At 66.4% G+C, this 17,110-nt stretch carries 11 protein-coding genes and 1 pseudogene; 9 read left to right on the top strand and 3 right to left on the bottom strand.

The features are described 5' to 3' along the window. Positions 1–177: 177 nt before the first annotated feature. The 9 genes and pseudogenes from ssd to ACNPQM_RS10655 all read left to right on the top strand — a co-directional run bounded on the left by ssd (position 178) and on the right by ACNPQM_RS10655 (position 12,372). Positions 178–1,305: a septum site-determining protein Ssd gene (gene ssd, locus ACNPQM_RS10695; RefSeq protein WP_418083824.1), complete on the top strand. Its 1,128-nt coding sequence runs from the start codon at positions 178–180 to the stop codon at positions 1,303–1,305. Beyond that, positions 1,302–2,024: pseudogene (locus tag ACNPQM_RS10690) on the top strand (CpaF family protein); the annotation flags it as partial. The gene ssd and the pseudogene ACNPQM_RS10690, both read left to right, overlap by 4 nt. Positions 2,025–2,099: 75 nt before the next feature. Continuing rightward, positions 2,100–3,578, top strand: a complete 1,479-nt coding sequence (locus ACNPQM_RS10685) for a site-specific integrase (RefSeq protein ID WP_418083823.1) — start codon at positions 2,100–2,102, stop codon at positions 3,576–3,578. Continuing rightward, positions 3,578–5,554 (top strand): hypothetical protein, encoded by a 1,977-nt coding sequence (locus ACNPQM_RS10680; protein WP_418083822.1) that lies wholly within the window; start codon positions 3,578–3,580, stop codon positions 5,552–5,554. Before ACNPQM_RS10685 ends, ACNPQM_RS10680 begins: the two co-directional genes overlap by 1 nt. Continuing rightward, on the top strand, positions 5,551–7,923 hold the full coding sequence (locus ACNPQM_RS10675; protein WP_418083821.1) for a hypothetical protein: 2,373 nt from the start codon (positions 5,551–5,553) through the stop codon (positions 7,921–7,923). The genes ACNPQM_RS10680 and ACNPQM_RS10675 overlap by 4 nt, the downstream gene beginning before the upstream one ends. After that, a complete protein-coding gene (locus tag ACNPQM_RS10670) occupies positions 7,923–8,351 on the top strand; it encodes a hypothetical protein (RefSeq protein ID WP_418083820.1) in 429 nt (142 codons plus the stop codon). The genes ACNPQM_RS10675 and ACNPQM_RS10670 overlap by 1 nt, the downstream gene beginning before the upstream one ends. Before the next feature lie 141 nt (positions 8,352–8,492). Then, positions 8,493–10,076, top strand: a complete 1,584-nt coding sequence (locus ACNPQM_RS10665) for a hypothetical protein (protein ID WP_418083819.1) — start codon at positions 8,493–8,495, stop codon at positions 10,074–10,076. A 105-nt stretch (positions 10,077–10,181) separates the two neighbouring features. Continuing rightward, positions 10,182–11,408 (top strand): reverse transcriptase family protein, encoded by a 1,227-nt coding sequence (locus tag ACNPQM_RS10660; protein WP_418083857.1) that lies wholly within the window; start codon positions 10,182–10,184, stop codon positions 11,406–11,408. A gap of 235 nt (positions 11,409–11,643) precedes the next feature. Then, positions 11,644–12,372 carry a hypothetical protein gene (locus ACNPQM_RS10655; protein WP_418083818.1) on the top strand — a complete coding sequence of 243 codons (729 nt, stop codon included), beginning with the start codon at positions 11,644–11,646 and terminating at the stop codon, positions 12,370–12,372. 63 nt (positions 12,373–12,435) lie between these two features. On the opposite strand, the gene ACNPQM_RS10650 is transcribed toward ACNPQM_RS10655, so the two are convergent. The 3 genes from ACNPQM_RS10650 to ACNPQM_RS10640 are packed head-to-tail and all read right to left on the bottom strand — an operon-like array spanning position 12,436 to position 17,044. Beyond that, a complete protein-coding gene (locus ACNPQM_RS10650; protein WP_418083817.1) occupies positions 12,436–12,729 on the bottom strand; it encodes a hypothetical protein in 294 nt (97 codons plus the stop codon). A gap of 32 nt (positions 12,730–12,761) precedes the next feature. Continuing rightward, complete coding sequence (locus ACNPQM_RS10645; protein WP_418083816.1) at positions 12,762–15,911, bottom strand: type I restriction endonuclease subunit R; 3,150 nt, start codon at positions 15,909–15,911, stop codon at positions 12,762–12,764. Further along, complete coding sequence (locus tag ACNPQM_RS10640; protein ID WP_418083815.1) at positions 15,911–17,044, bottom strand: restriction endonuclease subunit S; 1,134 nt, start codon at positions 17,042–17,044, stop codon at positions 15,911–15,913. Before ACNPQM_RS10640 ends, ACNPQM_RS10645 begins: the two co-directional genes overlap by 1 nt. Between the last annotated feature and the right edge of the window lie 66 nt (positions 17,045–17,110).

Here is a 17,110-nt window from a genome sequence, read left to right as displayed (position 1 = left end):
GATATTCACAACGGTGGAGTTGTCCACAGTTTTAGAGCAAGATCCACACGATTTTCCGAAGCGCTGCACGGTGATTCCACCCGCGAAGTCCGCGGGTTCCGGATATCGCCGAACTCGGAACGCTCCGAGGTCGCTGCGAAACCGCGGTGAAGGTGCAGTGAGAAGGGGGCGGAGACCGTGGCTGAATCCATCGCACGGGATCGTCTGCCGGTCGTCGGAGAACGCCGGGGCGGACCGTTGATCGTGACCGAGGATGTGGAACTGCTCGACGATCTGCTGCGGCTGTGCGCGGCCGCCGGCGCGGAGCCTGAGGTGCACCACACGCTGCCCGAGGGCAGGGGCGGCTGGGAGCAGGCACCGATGGTCCTGGTGGGTGATGACGCGGCTCCGCGGTGCCGCGGAGCGCTGCGCAGACAGGGCGTGATGCTCGTCGGGCACGACCAGGACGCACCGGATGTCTGGCGGCAGGCCGTCGAGATCGGGGCCGAATATGTGCTGCGGCTGCCCGATGCGGAGAGCTGGCTCGTCGATCAGATCGCCAATGCTGCAGAAGGGGTGGGGCGGCCCGCTCTCACCGTCGGAGTGATCGGCGGGCGGGGCGGCGCCGGCGCGTCCACGCTGGCTTGTGCTCTCGCTGTGACCGCAGCCAAGGCCGGGCGGCGGACGATGCTGATCGATGGCGATCCGCTGGGTGGTGGCATCGATGTGCTGCTCGGGGGTGAGCGGGCTGAGGGGATGAGGTGGCCGGATTTCGCTCATTCCAAAGGACGGGTGGGCGGTGGCGCCCTGGAGGAGTCGCTGCCCGCACTGCACGGGCTGCGGGTGCTCAGCTGGGGGCGTGACGACTGGGTGGTTATCCCGCCGCAGGCCATGGAGGCGGTGCTGGCGGCCGCCCGCAGGCTCGGCGGGGTGGTGGTCGTCGACCTGCCGCGCCGGGTCGACGAGTCGGTGGCGAAGGCGCTTGCGCAGCTGGACCTCGGGCTGCTCGTGGTCCCCGGTGAACTGCGGGCGGTCGCGGCGGCAAAACGCGTGGCGTCGACGGCCGGGATGGTCCTGGGCGACCTGCGAGTTGTGGCACGCGGCCCCTACGCGGCGGGGCTGGACGAGCGCTGGGTGGCGCAGGCGCTCGGCTTGCCGCTCGCCGGTGAACTCCCGCTGGAATCGGGTTTGCTGGCGGCTCAGGACGATGGGGCGCCGCCCGGCTCGGGCGCCCGCGGACCGCTCGCCAGATTCTGTACGGCGTTCTGGGAGAGGGCGCTTGCCGGTGAAGCCGGCGGGGGCCTCGGTGGGGAAGGCGCGTCATGACCGACGGGCTCCTCGACGCCGTGCGGCAGCGGCTTGCGCAGAGCGGCACCGCACCGACCCCGGCCGGGGTGGCGGCCGCGCTGCGCGCCCAGGGAAGGCTTCTCGGCGATGCCGAAGTGCTCGGCGCGGCAGAGGAATTGCGCGGCGAACTGGTCGGTACGGGAGTGCTGGAACCGCTGCTCGCGGATCCGGCGGTGACGGATGTGCTGGTCTCCGCACCGGACCGGGTGTGGGTGGACCGGGGCAGTGGGCTCGAACTCACCGGGGTGACCTTCCGCGACGCTCCGGCGGTGCGCAGGCTGGCGCAGCGGCTCGCTGCGGTGGCAGGGCGGCGGCTGGACGATGCCCGGCCCTGGGTGGACGCGCGGCTTCCGGACGGGACCCGGATGCATGCGGTCCTGCCACCGGTGGCCGTGGGTTCCACCTGTCTGTCGTTGCGGGTGGTGCGCCCCCGGGCCTTCTCGCTGGCGGAGTTGGTCGCGGCGGGCACCGTACCGCCGGGCGGTGACCGGGTGCTGCGGGCGCTGGTCGAGGCCCGGGTTTCGTACCTGATCAGTGGCGGGACGGGGGCGGGGAAGACCACATTGCTGTCGAGTTTGCTGGGTGCCGTCGGGGAGCGGGAGCGGATCGTGCTCGCCGAGGACTCGGCGGAGCTGCGGCCGGACCATCCGCATGTGGTGCGGCTGGAGTCACGCCCTGCCAACCAGGAGGGTGCCGGTTAGATCAAGAGTTCATAGATGTCTCTCTGTCTCAGCGGTACACCAGGGGTCGCTGTTAGCTTCAAGGGATCGTTCATGTCTCACAGTGGGGGCATTGTGGAGTACGTCTTCGTGTCGCACCGCAAGGTGCGGCGACACGCGGGTGCCGTGGAGGGTGTGGATCTGGACTGGGTCGAGTACGTGACCCGTGCGGGGGCGCTCAAGGAGGGCACGCCGTTCTTCCTGGGTTCGGATTTGCGTCCACTGGAGCCGTTGACCTCGTGTTTCTTCGAGTTGGCCAAGCGTCTGGATGCGGGTTCGCTCGAGGACTACGCCTACGACCTGATGGACCTGGTCGGCTTCCTCGAGGATCTGGATCCGCCGACGGATCTACTGTCGGCCACGGAGGACGACCTCGTCGCGTACAAGGACGAGCTCATGGAGTACCGGGACGAGCCGGTGTCGGCGGCGACGTGGATGCGTCGGCGGGCGGCGATCCACAACTTCTACGACTGGGCCGTCGAGGACGTGAAGCTGCTGGACCGGCGCCCGTACCACCGGCGCAAGAACGGCAAGGACGTTCTGTCCGTGTCGGTGGTCAACGATCTTGACGTCCGGCATCTGACCTATTCGCAGTGGCGGTTCCTGAAGCAGGTGGGCCTTCGCGGCCTGCTGCCCGACGAGCGGGTGGACCGGTCGTTCCGTGGGGCGGCGCCGTTGCGCAACAGCGCGGCGGCGGAGGTGGCGGTGACGACCGGTATGCGTCTGCGGGAGTTCAGCACTCTCCTCGACATCGAGGTCGGGCCGCCACGCCGGGACGGCTCGGCGGCCCTGGTGGATCTGCGGGAGATGGCCAAGTACAAGCTGCCTCGCACGGTGGAGATCCAGCACGCCACCCTGAGGGAGATCGACTTCTACCGGCGCACCGAGCGGGCGAAGATCGTGCACGCTGCCGCCCGCACGCTGCACCGTCACCGGGCGGAGCTGTTCGTCGTCGACGACATCAACTCCCGGCAAGGCAAGGTCAGCGGAGTCCTGCACGGGCGCCGGCGGACCTTCACGGTCAAGGACATGGACGTGGCCACGCGCCGGATCGCGGTCATCGAGGGCGACCGGGGTCTGGAGCCGATGGCACTGTTCGTCGGTCGTGGCGGGCGCATGTTGTCCCCTCAGCGCTGGCACCAGGTCTTCGAGGACGCCCACGTGCGGGCCCTGAGGATCAGCAAGGAGCACAAGCTCGAGACGGTGGTTCCGCGGGCTTTCAAGATTCACGATCTGAGGCACACGTTCGCGATCTTCATGCTCCAGTTGCTGACCGAGCTGGTGGCGGCCCAAGAGGCAGAACTGCGGCGCCTGGGCGGGCACACCGTCTACCTGGCCGATCACATCAGCAGGTCGCCGCAGCTGACGGTTCAGCGTTTGCTCGGCCATCGCCAGGCGACGTCGACCATGCGCTACCTGCGTTACATCCGCAAGACGAACCTGCTGGTCGCCCGGGCCATCGCGGACTGGAACGCCCAGGACACCACCTACGCCGACTACGCGGCCCGTCTGGCGCCGGGGAGGGCTGCCTGATGCCGCGCCGGGGAGAACGCAAGAGCCGGCCGCGTCCCACGGTTACCGCGAAGCCACTGGCTCCGCAGGGGCGGATCGCGGTCCGGGAACTGGTCTACGTCTACCGGCACCAGCGGATGGCCCACCGGATCGATCCGGTGGACTTCCGGTGCTCGCTCCTGGCCGGCCAGCTCGCCGACGCCTGGCTGGACTATCACCACAAGGCGAGCCTGACCTCCAGCAACCAGTACGTCTCGGCGATCCGCAGCTTTCTGGCGTTCGCCGACACACATCTGGCGGCCGCGGGCCTCGACCCGCGTGAAGCACGGCTGGATGGCGGACCCATCGACTTGACCGAGGTCATCTACCAGTGGGAGGAAGACCTCCTGCCCCGATACAAGCCGGGCTCGAACCGGCCGAATGTGCTGGCCGGGGCATTGCTCATCCTTGTGGGCCACCGGGCGGTCCGGGACGCGAAGGTGCCCGAGCGTCTGAGGCGGCGGGCGGAGGGACCCCCGACGTTCCGGGGCGGCTCGAGCGAGCCGTTGGATGAGTTCGCCAACCACGAGCGTCTGCTCCTGCGGGACAGTGCCCAAGCCGACATCCGGGCCCTTGAGAAGCGGCTCGCCGTTGGCCGGGCCCTGCTCGCCGAGGGGCAGGACCCGCGAAGCGAGGGCTGGCGGTCGCTGCCGAATCTGGTCTGGGCGGCCTGGCACGGAGTGCTGGACATGCCCGCTCTGCTGTCTCATCTCCCGTCGCACTTCAAGTGGTGGCCGAAGCGCTTGCGGGATGTGGTGACCGACCCGCTCTACATGGCCCGCTTCGGCGGGAAGTACGGCGTGATGACCGCGGTCAGCGGCCTGCTGTTCCCCACCGAACTCGACCTGCAGCCGTTCCGTGTCCTGCTCCTGCTGGCCATGGGCGACGCCACCTCCGAGGAGGTGCACGATCTCGCCCTGGATGACCTGGAGTTCAGCGACGAGGGAGTGCGGGTGGTGCAGACCAAGCTGCGAGCCCAGCGGATCCGACCGCATCTGCACGGCAACGACGGGCCGCGGGTGAACGAGCGCCCGCTCGAGGAAGACGAGGCACCTGGTGAGTCGGCCTACCCGGGGGCCGGAAACTGGGACGTCCCGGGTTTGCTGCGGCGCCTGATCGCGGTGAACACCATGACGCGGGAGGCATTCGAGACTGAGCCGTGGCTGTTCACGGCCGTCGAATCCACCGACTACCGGCGTCACATGATCGCGGGGCGGGCACTGTTTCGAGCCCCCGGACGCCGCTTCTCCGACTGGATCACCACCCATCCGGACATGGAGGGCGAACCGGCGAAGATCTCCCTGCCGCACGACGTGCGGCGCCTGCGCAAGACGTCGAAGACCACCCGGGTCGCCGCTCTGGGCGGCAGCCTGAGCGACCTGGCCGGCGATGATCACCACATCGAGGTCTTCCGCGGCCACTACGCCCACGGCACGACCGCACACGTCCTCGCAGGCCGGGCCGTCAACCGGGCCCAGCGCGGAGTCTTCAACAAGATCAAACCAGGCAGGCCCGTGCTGGTCATCGAGGGGGCCGAGGCCATGCTGGCGGAGCCCGAAACAGCCGCTGAACTGGGCATCTCGGCCGAGCAGGGCAAAGCCCTGCAGCACGGAGAGCTCGACATGGGTGTCGTCAACTGCCGAAATCCGCACGATTCCCCGCACACGCCCAAGGGCAGGCTCTGCCATGTCGCGCCGGCGATGTGCATGATCTGCCCGAACGCGGTGGTGTTCACCTCGCAGCTGCCCCGGCTGCTGATGCTCGACGACCACATCGCCCACATGCGCAAGGTGCTGACCCCACCGGTCTGGCAGGCCACCTGGGGCGTTCAGGCAGCGGCACTGAAGGAAGTGTTCACCGAGTGCGCGGAACAGCTTCCTGATGCCCGTCAGCAGATCGAGGAGGGCAAATTCCGCCTCGATCTGCCGCTCGGAATGCGAACGGAGTACGACCGATGACGACCGCCGCAGCCTTCCAGTCGCTGCCCTCGCAGACCATCCCCGACGACACACCCGTCTTCGGCGGCCACCGCAACCTCATCCTCGGAGCGGAGGTCCCGCTCTTCGGGCAGGCCGGGTACTGGCCCGGCGACTGCCTGCGCCGGCCGGCGAACCGAGTGAAGAGCGCCTGGCGGGCCTCGTTCCCCACGGACCCGCTCTGGAACCTGCGGACCCGCGAGATCTCCTTCGGGATGCTCAACTCCAGCCACAAGATCCTCCGGGATGCAGGTCTGTTCTTCCGGGCCGAGAACTGGAGCCTGCCTTCGGTCAAGCTGACGTGCGACAAGATGCGGCTCATCGCCAAATGGGCGGTCGAGCAGAAGATGCCGCACGATCTGGCGGCCTGGGCGGCGGACGACTGGCAGAACTACCTCGACCATCACGCCCTGACGTCCGGAACATCGACTCTGGCCAACGATGTCCTCACCATTCGCCGCCTCCTGGACTTCGCTCCGCTCCTGACGGGCGGGGGCTTGCTCGAGGATCCCTGGCCCGGCAAATCCGCTGCGGAGGTGGCTGAGCGGACATTCACGGGAGAGCTGACTACCCCTTCCATCCCCCCGGCCATCTGGTGGCCGCTGCTGCGGGCCAGCTGGTTCTACATCGAGGAGATGGCCCCGCAGATCCTTGAACGCCGAGACCAGCAGGCCGCGGCCGTGGCCGCATCGGCCGGGACGCGGCGCCAGACCCATCACGCCCGGGACATCGACGCCAAGCTCGCCGCGTGGGTGCAGGACCCCGTCTCCCTGGTGCCGGTCCACGCCAGGGACTACCGCGGATACCCGGCGGGCACCGTGATGTGGTCGACGTTGAGCCTGTGGCTGACAGACGGCATCAGCCAGGGCATGTTCAAGACCGGCCGGGACTCCGAGCGCCACCAGATGAGGCGCAGGATGGTGCAACGGCTGGTCGATGCCGGCCGGGTCCGACCCATCACAGCTACCGAGGGCCGGGCTGCCCTTGGCGACATCGCCCGTCCCGCACGCGGCCGCAACCGGCGGCCCGACGAGCTCGACGCCCAGGTCCGGCAGTGGCTGGCCGACCCGGCGAACCGCATCCCGGTCCGCCGGGAGAACAGCCCCCACGGGCCGGCCGGCGAGCCGGTCTGGCTGACCCTGGAAGGCCGCGTGTTCGGCACGGTGACCAGGGCGAACGTCTTCACGAGCGGCACCGCCCGCACCCGGCAGCGACAGCAGTGGGTCCGTGCGGCGATCACCGAGGACCGCACCGACTACATCGAGGACGGCGATCTCGAGCACGCCCTGCGGATGGTCCGAGCGGCCTGCTACATCTTCATCGCCGCACTGACCCTCATGCGTGACAGCGAACTGCAGGAGATCGAACGGAACTCCGTGGTCCAGCACTTCGGCTCTCCGGCGCTGGCCTCGCGGAAGGTCAAGCACGACGAATCCCGGCCCCGCCTCAAGTGGTGGATCACCGAGCCGGTCGCACAGGCCGTGGCGGTCGCCGAACGCCTGTCCTGGCACGACAGCCACATCTTCGCCACCCTGGCCCCGCCCAGCGGGTTCCTGCCGGAAGGAACCCGCGGCCGGGCCGGGTTCGACGCGTTCCGCGACATCGACTTCTTCATCGAGAACATCAACAGGACGCTGGACCAGACCGGGCTGGAGGCCATCCCCGCAGGCTTGGTGAGGCCGCACATGTTCCGCAGGACCATGGCGATCATCACCGCACAGCAGCCCGACGGGGAGATCGCGCTCGGCATCCAGCTCAAGCACGCCGCCCGCCGGGCCCTGGCCAACCGGGTCACCGCCGGCTACGGCCAGCTCGACCAGAACTGGCGCAAAGAGTTCGACAACCAGCTCGAGCTGGCCGCGGCCCGCAAACTCGTCGAGCTCCTCAAAGCCCGCTGGCAGGGCGAGCCGGTCGCTATCGGCCCCGGCGCCGCCCGGCTGCACGCTGGCTTGGACAAGGTCATCACGACCATGGACAGCGACCCGCACCTCCAGGCTCAGATCGCGGACGAACGGATGCAGGTCAGCCTGCTGCGGGATGAGTTCGCCCAGCTGCACTTCGGCACGGTCAACCACTGTCTGTGGCAGGCATCGACCGCCGAGTGCCAGAACCAGCTGCCGGCCGAGCAACGGGGCAAGCAGCCCCTGCTCGGCGCCTGCCAGCCCGGCAAGTGCCGCAACTCCGTGCTGACCTTGAAGAATGCTCCGTACTGGATCGCTGAAGAGGGCGATCTGCGGGACACCCTGCGACGCGAACGGCTCTCCCCACCGCGACGTGAGTCCCTCGAGATCCGGCTCGCCGAGGTGCAGTCGGTCACCGCACAATTCGCCACCCTGGAAGGTGACCTCTGATGCCGGTATCCGCCGCGACCGCCACCAAGATCCGCGAGGCCATGGCCCGGCTGCTGGCCGGTGAGCCCCTGCACACCAACGGCGCCTTGACGAAGGAGAACCTCGCCCGCGAGGCCCAGGTCAGCCACGCCACCATCCACCGGGCCGAGGACATCCTTGCCCAGTGGGACGCCAAGGTCGCCCGCCCGGTCCTGCGAAGCCCGGGCGAAGTCGAACGGGACGAGACGATCGCAAAGCTCCGTCGACAGCTTCGCGAGTCCAAGGCCGAAGTCACGGAATTGCAGGGCAAGTTCGATGCACTCGCCGCGGTGACCGCGAACCTCTACCACGAGAACCTCGCGCTGAAGAGGAAGCTCGGCACCAGCCGACGCCTGGCCTCCCTCCCGGCTCCCGCCGCGGAGCCCGGTCCCGTTCGAACGGATGGCTGAGCACACAGATCCGTACGTGGTGGTGCACGACAGAGTCGTACGCGGCCGGGTGTGTTTGCTGGTTCCTCCCCCCTCCTCGAGGGGGGAGGAACCAGACGGCATGCTCAGGCCGCGATTCCGAGTTCGGTGCGGGTGCGGTGGATGAACTCGCGGACGGCCGGCTCGCGGCGCCAGGGGGGCGAGGGCGGTGTTGAACTCGCGGACGAAGTCCTTGGCCCGGGAGGACTGGACTCGGGCGAGGATGTCGACGGACCGGTTCCCGAGATTGAGACCCTGGTCGAGGTCGCGGGCCTGAAGGTGGGCGGTCCCGACGATCGCGAGCCGTGTCCCGACGGAACGGGTGAAGACCCCGGAGGGAATGGCGGCAGCCCGCTGGTTCCAGGCGAGCTATGCCTTGGGGTTCTACGCCCACACAGGCTTGGGCAGTCGCTACGGTGGGGTACGCCAACTCAGATACGAAATCAGGCACAAGGGGGCGCGGTGCACATGCGTGCCGTGGGGGAGCCAACGAGGCCAAGCGAAACCCATCAGGGGATCGAGTGGCTGACCAACTTCGCCCCCAGGGACACTGAGACGGCTGCGCAGTTGCTCGACAGCCTGCATATCGTGTCGGAGACGACGTTCAGGCAGGGGCTGCTGGAACATCTGGGGTCAGTCCTAGCTGGTGCAGCCAGCATGGAGAAACCGGCGGCACTGTATGGCGTCCGCTCCTGCAAACCGACGGACACGATGTTCATAAACAACGTGTCACCACTGGTTTCTGGCGGAGATGGCGGCGGTAGCGAGTTGATAGTCCAGAACATCATCCGTGATGTGCAGCGGAGCCTGGATACCTCCGTCGTGACGCGCAACGCTATATCGATTGATCTTCTTCGGGAGCGTCGTGCACGGAGTCTAGTGTTCGTTTCCGACTACGCCGGCTCCGGCGAGGAGTCTCTGGCGTACGCGCGGGCCTGGCTGCGGAATGCGACGATCCGCAGCTGGCGCTCCCTGAGGTTGGTCCGGCTGCACCTGGTCCTCTTCGCCGCAGCAACCACCGGACTGCGGCGCATCCGTGCCAGTGGGCTGTACGACGGGGTGTCGGTGCTGCACCGCGGGATGGACCTTCCCTCGGCTCAGTGGCATACGGACGAGCTCTGGAGGATCAGGAAGCTGTGCGAAGACTATGCACGGCGGCCCGAAGACGGTGCAGGCTGGTCGGGCAGCGAGGGGCTGCTCGTGTTCGAGCACACCGTGCCGAACAATCTGCCATCCATCCTGCGCCAATCCAGGGGCCGGACTCGGCGTCCCGACGGGAAGTGGGCACCGTTCTTCGAGCACCGCACTGCGCCGCCGGGGCTCATGCGTGACCTCGTCGGATACCGGCCAGAGCGCAACGCAGAACCCAGGCCGCGTGGCATGGGGCGAGTCCAGCTGACAGGATCGGGCAAGCTACACGTGCGCTATCGCGGCGGCATCAGGGACCTTGTTGAGGTCCTTGGCCACATCGCGAAAGGCCATAGGCACCCCGAACAACTGGCGACCGATGTTTCGGTCTCCGTTCCGATGGCCAGAAACCTCGTCCTCCAGGCCCAGAAGCTGGGTTTGGTGGACTCTCAAACGCGGCCTACCGACGCAGGATGGAAGGAGCTGCGGGCAGCCAAAGCGAAGCCCCGGCTCGTCGTGAGCCGCTTGCGGGGCAGTCAGGAGCCTTACTACCCTGGCACCTTGCGGGAGAGTCGGTGACGGCCTAGCGCAATCGGCGAGGTCATCGCCGAGTCAACGATCTGCATTTGTAGGTCAGGCTGCGGTCGTGAGCCGCACGCTGTGGACAAGCTGTCGAACGCCTGGATGGTGCAAGGCGCACGGTCTCCTACGTGGGCCTGGCGCGCGACTCGCACCACCCGCCGGGGGCGGGATACACCGAAGGTAGGCCACCCCATCGACTCTCCCGCGCTTTACAGGAGCCTCGGCCGCAGGAACGGCGTCACTTCCTCAGTCATCGACGAGGCTTTGGAGCAGATGCGACGAGTTCGAAGTCAAGGACTCACGCCTGTACTGACGCTGGGGCACCTGGCCCACCAGACTGGCGCGCCTTACCTCTACCTACGAAGGATCGTCCAGCGGCGACAGGACCCATACACCGAGTTCTCCCGCCCCAAGCGTGAGCCCGGCAAATCTCGCACAATCGCGGCCCCAGCGCCCGTATTGATGGACGTGCAACGCTGGCTCCTGACCAACGTAGTCAGCCCGATCCCAGCGCACGGGGCGAGCTACGCCTACCAGCAGGGACGCTCTGCCGTGCAGTGCGCGCAGCTTCACCTTGGTGCCTCGTGGTTACTGAAGTTTGATCTTCATGACTTCTTCCACTCCGTCAACGAGCGTGCAGTTCAATCGATCCTGCGGGCGGTCGGCTACAACAGTCTCGTCTCGTTCGAAATCGCCCGCGTCTGTACCCGCGTCCCGGGCGGAATCACCTGGCCGTACTTCAGGAGTGCGTACCAGGCCATCCCCACCTACAGAGCGCAGGACCTGGGCTACCTCCCACAGGGAGGCCCCGCGAGTGGCGCCCTTGCCAATCTGGCCGCCCGCCCACTGGACGAGGCTCTCTCATCCGTCGCCGACCGGTACCGCATGACGTATACACGCTATGCGGACGACATGACCTTCTCAACTCTGAGGAGCCTCGACCGCTCCACGCTCACACGCTGCGTCTCCGAGATCTCGGCAACGGTGTCCGCCACCCGGTTCCGGCTACACAGGAAAAAAACCCGCGTTGTGCCGCCAGGTGCCCGCAAGATCGTCTTGGGCCTCCTGGTGGACGGCGAGAGACTCCGACTGCCGCGGCACACGAGAAGGGGACTCGAAGATCACATCCGTGGTGTCGCCAAGTTCGGGCTTGGGACCCACGTCGAGCACGCCGGCTACAGCTCCCTGCAAGGGTTCGTCAACCACATCGACGGGCTGCTTGCGTACGGGCATGGCGTAGACCCTGCGTGGTCGAAGCCGCTGGCTGCCCAGTGGGAGCACCTGATGAATGCTGCGGGTCTTACGGCCCAGGAACGTCGCCTCTGGTGAGCAGAGGTCGGCCTCCCCTATCGTGCAGGCCAGCAGCGCCCCTCATGAACGTGAGCACAGGTATCCGTACGTCGTGGCGCACGACAGAGTCGTACGCGACCGGGGACGTTCGTCCGTTTCCCCTCTGAGGAGGGAAAGCATGCGGCAACGTGATCAAGCGGCGACATCGAACGCGGTGCTCAATACGCCGAGGTCCGCGACGATGGGGCCTCAACGGTCTCCGAGGGGGCAGAGGGTGGACGTTCAGACCGCGGTGGGCAACTACGCGAGCGCGATCAAGCACTGCAAGAATCTTGAAAAGGCTCACCGGGCCGCAGGAAACGGTGGACGCGGACGGCGCGATGCCGAGACCTCGATCAACCGCGGCGCCATAGTCATGACCGTTGCTGCCTGGCAGGCGTTTGTCCAGGACTTGGCCACGGCCTTGCGGGACGCGACCTTCACCGAGATGGGTGGCGATTTCGACCGCCCCCTCCTGACCTCGGCGATGACGCAGTGGAGGTCCGACTTCGACGGCGCAACGAAGAAGTTCTCCACGCCAGATGCCGATCAGACGATCTCACTGCTGAAGAGGGCAGGGTTCAATCCCCGACCGAGTTGGGCATGGCAACAGCGAGGCGGTCAGGGCAGCGGCCCGGTGCAGGTGAACCCCCAGCACGTGGTTGACGTGATCGGGATGTGGCTGCGAATTCGTCACGACGTCGCCCATGGCCACGCAACCGTTCACGCCCTCCCGATCCTGACTGCCGTCCGTGACCCGAAGGCATCCGCCAAGCTGAAGGCCAACCCGACACTCCGGCTGACCGATGCGATCGACTGCCGGAACTTCTTTACCTCGGTCGTCCGAGTCACGGCCGAAGCCGCAGCAGAGTATGTGGGCCAGCCATCGCCGAAGTGGGAGGAAATGCCGCGTCTGCTGCTGGGCCTTCATCCCTCGCTGGCCAAGAAGTCGCCCAAGACTTGAACGGCAGCTCAGGCTGCGATGCCGAGTCCGGTGCGGGGCGGTGGATGAACTCACGGACCCGCGTCAGGCCCGGCCGCCACTGCGGTCGGGCTTGGCGGGCACCACGTGGATCCACGGCGTGTGTGTGCCGCTGGTGCTCCAGGTGAACTTCATCCAGCTGTGGTGGCCGAGGGAGTTCTCCAGCATGCCGATGAGTTTCGGGTCGGCCCCGTTGGCGGCGAGGCCTTTGAGGATGGTGTAGTCAACGTAGAACTCTGTGTCCTCGTCATTCGCGAGGTGGTGGTTGAGGAACCGGAGCTGCTCCTCGGAGATGTCGCCGATCTTGCTGTCGTTGTCGAAGCGGTGCAGCTGAGGCATAGTTTTTGAGTTTTCCTATCCAGTTGGGTTGGTTAGCTCGCGGGTTGATCGACCGCCGCCTCGTAGAAGGCGTCGGCGAGTGCCACGATGACGCCATTGATCGCAGGTCCGTCGCTGAAGAAGTAGTCAGCCATCGTGTTGTGGGCGTCCTGGTTGTCCACAACTGCCTCGGTGACCGCCACCTGGAAGTCCTGCGACTCCATGAACTGCTTCTTCGAGTTCACCTTGGTCTGATTGACCAGGTCAGGGTAGGCCAGCAGCCGCTGGACCAGTCCATGCACGAACTCCCGGACCTGGGACTCGACGAACGACTCGGCCCCGAAGAGGTCGTTCATCTTGTCTATGACCACCTGGAGCGCGACGTACTTCGGTTCCTTCTTCGTGCCGGTGCCCGCCGCGTTGATGCCTTTCAGCTCGCCGTCGCCGGTCAGCGAGATGTCGACCATGCTCGCCTTGGTGTGCTTCACCCCGACCAGCACCACGTCGGAGAGGTCGACCTCAGCGGCCCAGGCTGACTCGGCGATGACCTTCTCCAGCAGGCGCAGGAAGATCGAGAGCATCTCCATGTACGGGTCGCCGTAGTCGACGATCTGGCTTATGAAGTCGTAGAGCCGCACGTAGGTGGAGACGTCCTTGCGGAACAGGTCGAGGGTTGTGAGCGTGACCTTGTCTTCTCCCTCGATCGCTCTGGCGTAGCGGCGCCGGAAGTCGTGCTGCGCCGGGCTGATCGCTGCGGAGAGCGCGTTGTTGCCCTTGCGGGTGACCCACAGCTCGGCGACCTTGCGGACGTCGTCCTCGGTATAGATCCCGGCCTGCGCGAGCTTGGTGGCGAGGTGGATGACGACGTACGGGTCGGTCTCGGTCTCCAAGGTGGCGTTCTTGAAGTACGGCTCGAAGGACGCCCTGATGTCCTCGGGTTTGTTCACGAAGTCGATGACGAACGTCTTGCGCTTCTGCTCCCCGCTCGCCGTGCGGTGGGTGCGGTTGAGCCGGGAGAGCGTCTGTACCGCGGTGACGCCGGACAGCTTTTTGTCGACGTACATCGCGGAGAGCAGCGGCTGGTCGAACCCGGTCTGGTACTTGTTGGCGACCAGCATGATCTTGTAGGTCTCGCCTGTGAACGCGACGGCCAGATCGGAGCCGGCTCCGGGGTTCATGTTCGCCTCGGTGAACTCGTCGTCCTTGGTCGGCGCCGGTCCCCAGTCTGTGCCCCACTCTTCGTCCTCGGCCATCGACACAGACCCGGAGAACGCGACCAGAGTCCGGTAGTCGTAGGAGGCGTCCTCGGCCGCACGCTTGGCGATGTAGGCGTCGATCGCCTTCTTGTACTTCACCGCGGCCTTGCGCGAGCCGGTCACGATCATCGCCTTGGCCTTGCCGTCCAGCAGATGCGCGACGTTGGCGTGGAAGTGCTCGACGATGATCTGGACCTTCTGGCCGATATTCGTCGGGTGCAACTGGACCCACCGCATCAGACCCTTACGGGCAGCAGCCTCCTCGACCTCGTCGCCGTCGCTCCCGTCACCGGCACTGGCACCGGCGGCCTTGCCCGCGATCTTCAACGCGGTGTCGTAGGACTGATAGCCCTTCAGCACGTCGAGGATGTAGCCCTCCTCGATCGCCTGCTTCATCGAGTAGAGGTGGAACTCGACCGGCTTGCCGTCGAGGCCCTTGCGACCGAAGAGCTCCAGCGTCTTGTTCTTCGGGGTTGCGGTGAAGGCGAGGTAAGAGATGTTCGGCGACTCGGCGCGCTCGGACATCTCCGAGGCCAGGACCGACTCGACGCCGACCGCGCCGCCGTCCTCGATCTCCTTGAGCTCATCGGCGGTCAGCACCTGCTTGAGCTTGGTCGAAATCTGGCCGGACTGGGACGAGTGCGCCTCGTCGGCGATGACGGCGAACCGCTTGCCCTTCAGACCGGAGTCGGCCCGGATCTCCTCCAGCGCGTACGGGAACGTCTGCACCGTCACGGCTATGATCAGCTCGCCGTTCTTCAATGCCTGTGCGAGCAGGCCGGATTTCGACTTCGCGCCCGCCTTGCGGACGTCCTCGGGGCTGATCGGGGCCACGATCTTGCCGGGGCCGTCGATCTGCCGGATCGCGTCCTGTAGCTGCCCGTCGAGCACGGTGCGGTCCACCACCACGATGACCGAGTCGAAGACCTTCTTGTCCTCGACGTGGAGTCGTGCCAGGCGGTGGGCTGTCCAGGCGATGGTGTTCGTCTTCCCGGACCCGGCCGAGTGCTCGATCAGATAGCGATGGCCCACACCCTCTTCGGCCACCGCGGCCACAATGTTCGTCACCGCCTCCCACTGGTGAAACCGAGGGAAGAGCATGCTCGTGCGGCGCACCGAGGTGCCGGTGGCGACGTCCCACTCGTCCTTGGTCTGCACGATCATTAGGCGGCCGATGATGCCCAGCCAGGCGTGCTTCTCCCAGACCCGCTCCCACAGGTAGGCGGTCGCGGATTTCCCGTCCTCGCCGGGAGGGTTCCCGCCGCCATCGTCGAATCCGGTGTTGAACGGTAGGAAGTGGGTCTTCTCCCCCTCCAGCCTGGTGGTCATCGCGGCGAGGTCGTTCGAGACGGCGAAGTGAACCAGCGCCCGGTGGCCGAAGGACAGCAGCGGCTCAGGGCGGCCGTTCGTCAGTGGGTTGCGATCCTTCTTGTACTGGTTGATCGCCTCTTCCAGGGACTGCGTGAAGTCGGTTTTCAACTCGACCGTGGCAACCGGGAGGCCGTTGACGAAGAAGACCAGGTCGATGCTGCGCCGGTCGGCGGTGGAGAAGTGCACCTGCCGCATCACCCGCACCCGCATCGCGGCGTACTCGGTGTTGGTGGTCGCGTTCAGCGTCGTCTCGGGGCGGAACTGGGCCAGCTTCAGCCGCCCGCCGCCGATGTACTGCACGCCATTGCGGAGGATGTTGAGTGTACCGCCACCGTGTTCCAAGGGCTTGTCCAGCGCCGCGACCAGCACATCGAGGAACTTCTCCTGCGAGCCAGCGGCTTTCAAAGCCTTCTCGTACTTCGGCTTCTGCGTCGCCTCCAGCCAGGCGAACAGGTCCTCGGGGAATAACGCCCGCTCGCGGTCGTAGCCGGTGTCCTTGTCCGAGTACAGCCAGTCGTGCGCGTGGAGGTGCTCACAGATCTCGGTCTCGAAGACCACCTCGTTGTGGTCAGCCATCACGCCGCCTCTCGCACGTCGATCTGACCCGTCACCGCAGCCGTGATCAGCGCCGCGCGGCGTTCCCGAGCGAGCTCGATGAACCGCTCGGTCTCCGTGATGAGCTGGTCGACCTTGGCGGCCTGCTCATCGAGATGCGCAGCTATGCGGCGCTGCTCATCGACTGGTGGCAACGTCAGAGGCAACCGACCGAACATCGACCAGTTTCGGAAGTCAACGCTCCGTTCACGCACGTTCGGGGCTTGGGTGGCAAGAAATCCGCTGCGTCCCAAGTAACGGAGCAACCGCGCAACATATGCGACATCGTCGCCGGCCGTGGCAACGCAAACGTGATAGACCGGCGTTGCGTTTCCGTGGCTGTCGGACACTCCGACCGCACCGGCAAAACCGTCGAGAGCGTGGAACACGAGGTCGCCTGGGCGGACTTCTTGGTATCCGTTCTCTGTGTTGGAGAACGTATACCCCTCCTCGCGGCGGTTGCTTCGGAGAGTCACAATGCCGTCCCGAAAGGCAGTAATGACGCCGAGTCCTGACGCGGCAGGGCGAGAAAGAGGTTGAAGTACCCGCTTGACAGTCGTGTGCCGTGCCTCTGACGGCGACCGGAGAAGGTCATCGGCTTCGGCGTCGCGACGCTCGCGGAGGAGGGCGATCAGGCGCTGCTGCTCCTCGATGAGGGTGTCGATGCGGGCGGTCTCACGGTCGAGGTAGTCAGCAATGGCGTGCTGCTCCTCGATAGGAGGAAGGGGAATCGGAATCGACCGGAGAACGTCGCGCGAGAGCGAAGGCAGAGTCGCCGTCCGGTTGTTGGCCTCGACATAGCCACTGGCGAGGCATGCTTTCAAGCAATAGACGACGAATCCTGGACTGACCGCCTCGTAGGGCCGTACGCGGGCAACGTGGTTCTGGAAACCCCAACCAGGCAAGTCTTGCTTGAGCAAGTGGCTGCGTCCGTACCCGGCGCCGCCCTCCACAACGACGATGTCGTTCTTACGCAGATCGCACTGGACAAGTTCGGTGTCGGAGAAAGGCATAGTCCTTGTCTCGTCAAGGATCAGATGTTCCGGTTGGATCGACCCAGCTGCGAGGTACGGCGCCGATCTTGCAACACCGGAGTCCTTGCTCGCGTTGATCATCTTCCCGAGCATGACGTCTGAGTAGTAGCCAAGTGGCGCCGACGACCAGCCCGCTGGCGACACACC

The organism is Streptomyces sp. NPDC056231, assembly GCF_048270745.1.
GTDB lineage: Bacteria > Actinomycetota > Actinomycetes > Streptomycetales > Streptomycetaceae > Streptomyces.
Note: the sequence above shows the minus strand (reverse complement) of the source record. Positions and strands in the feature narration are given on the sequence as shown.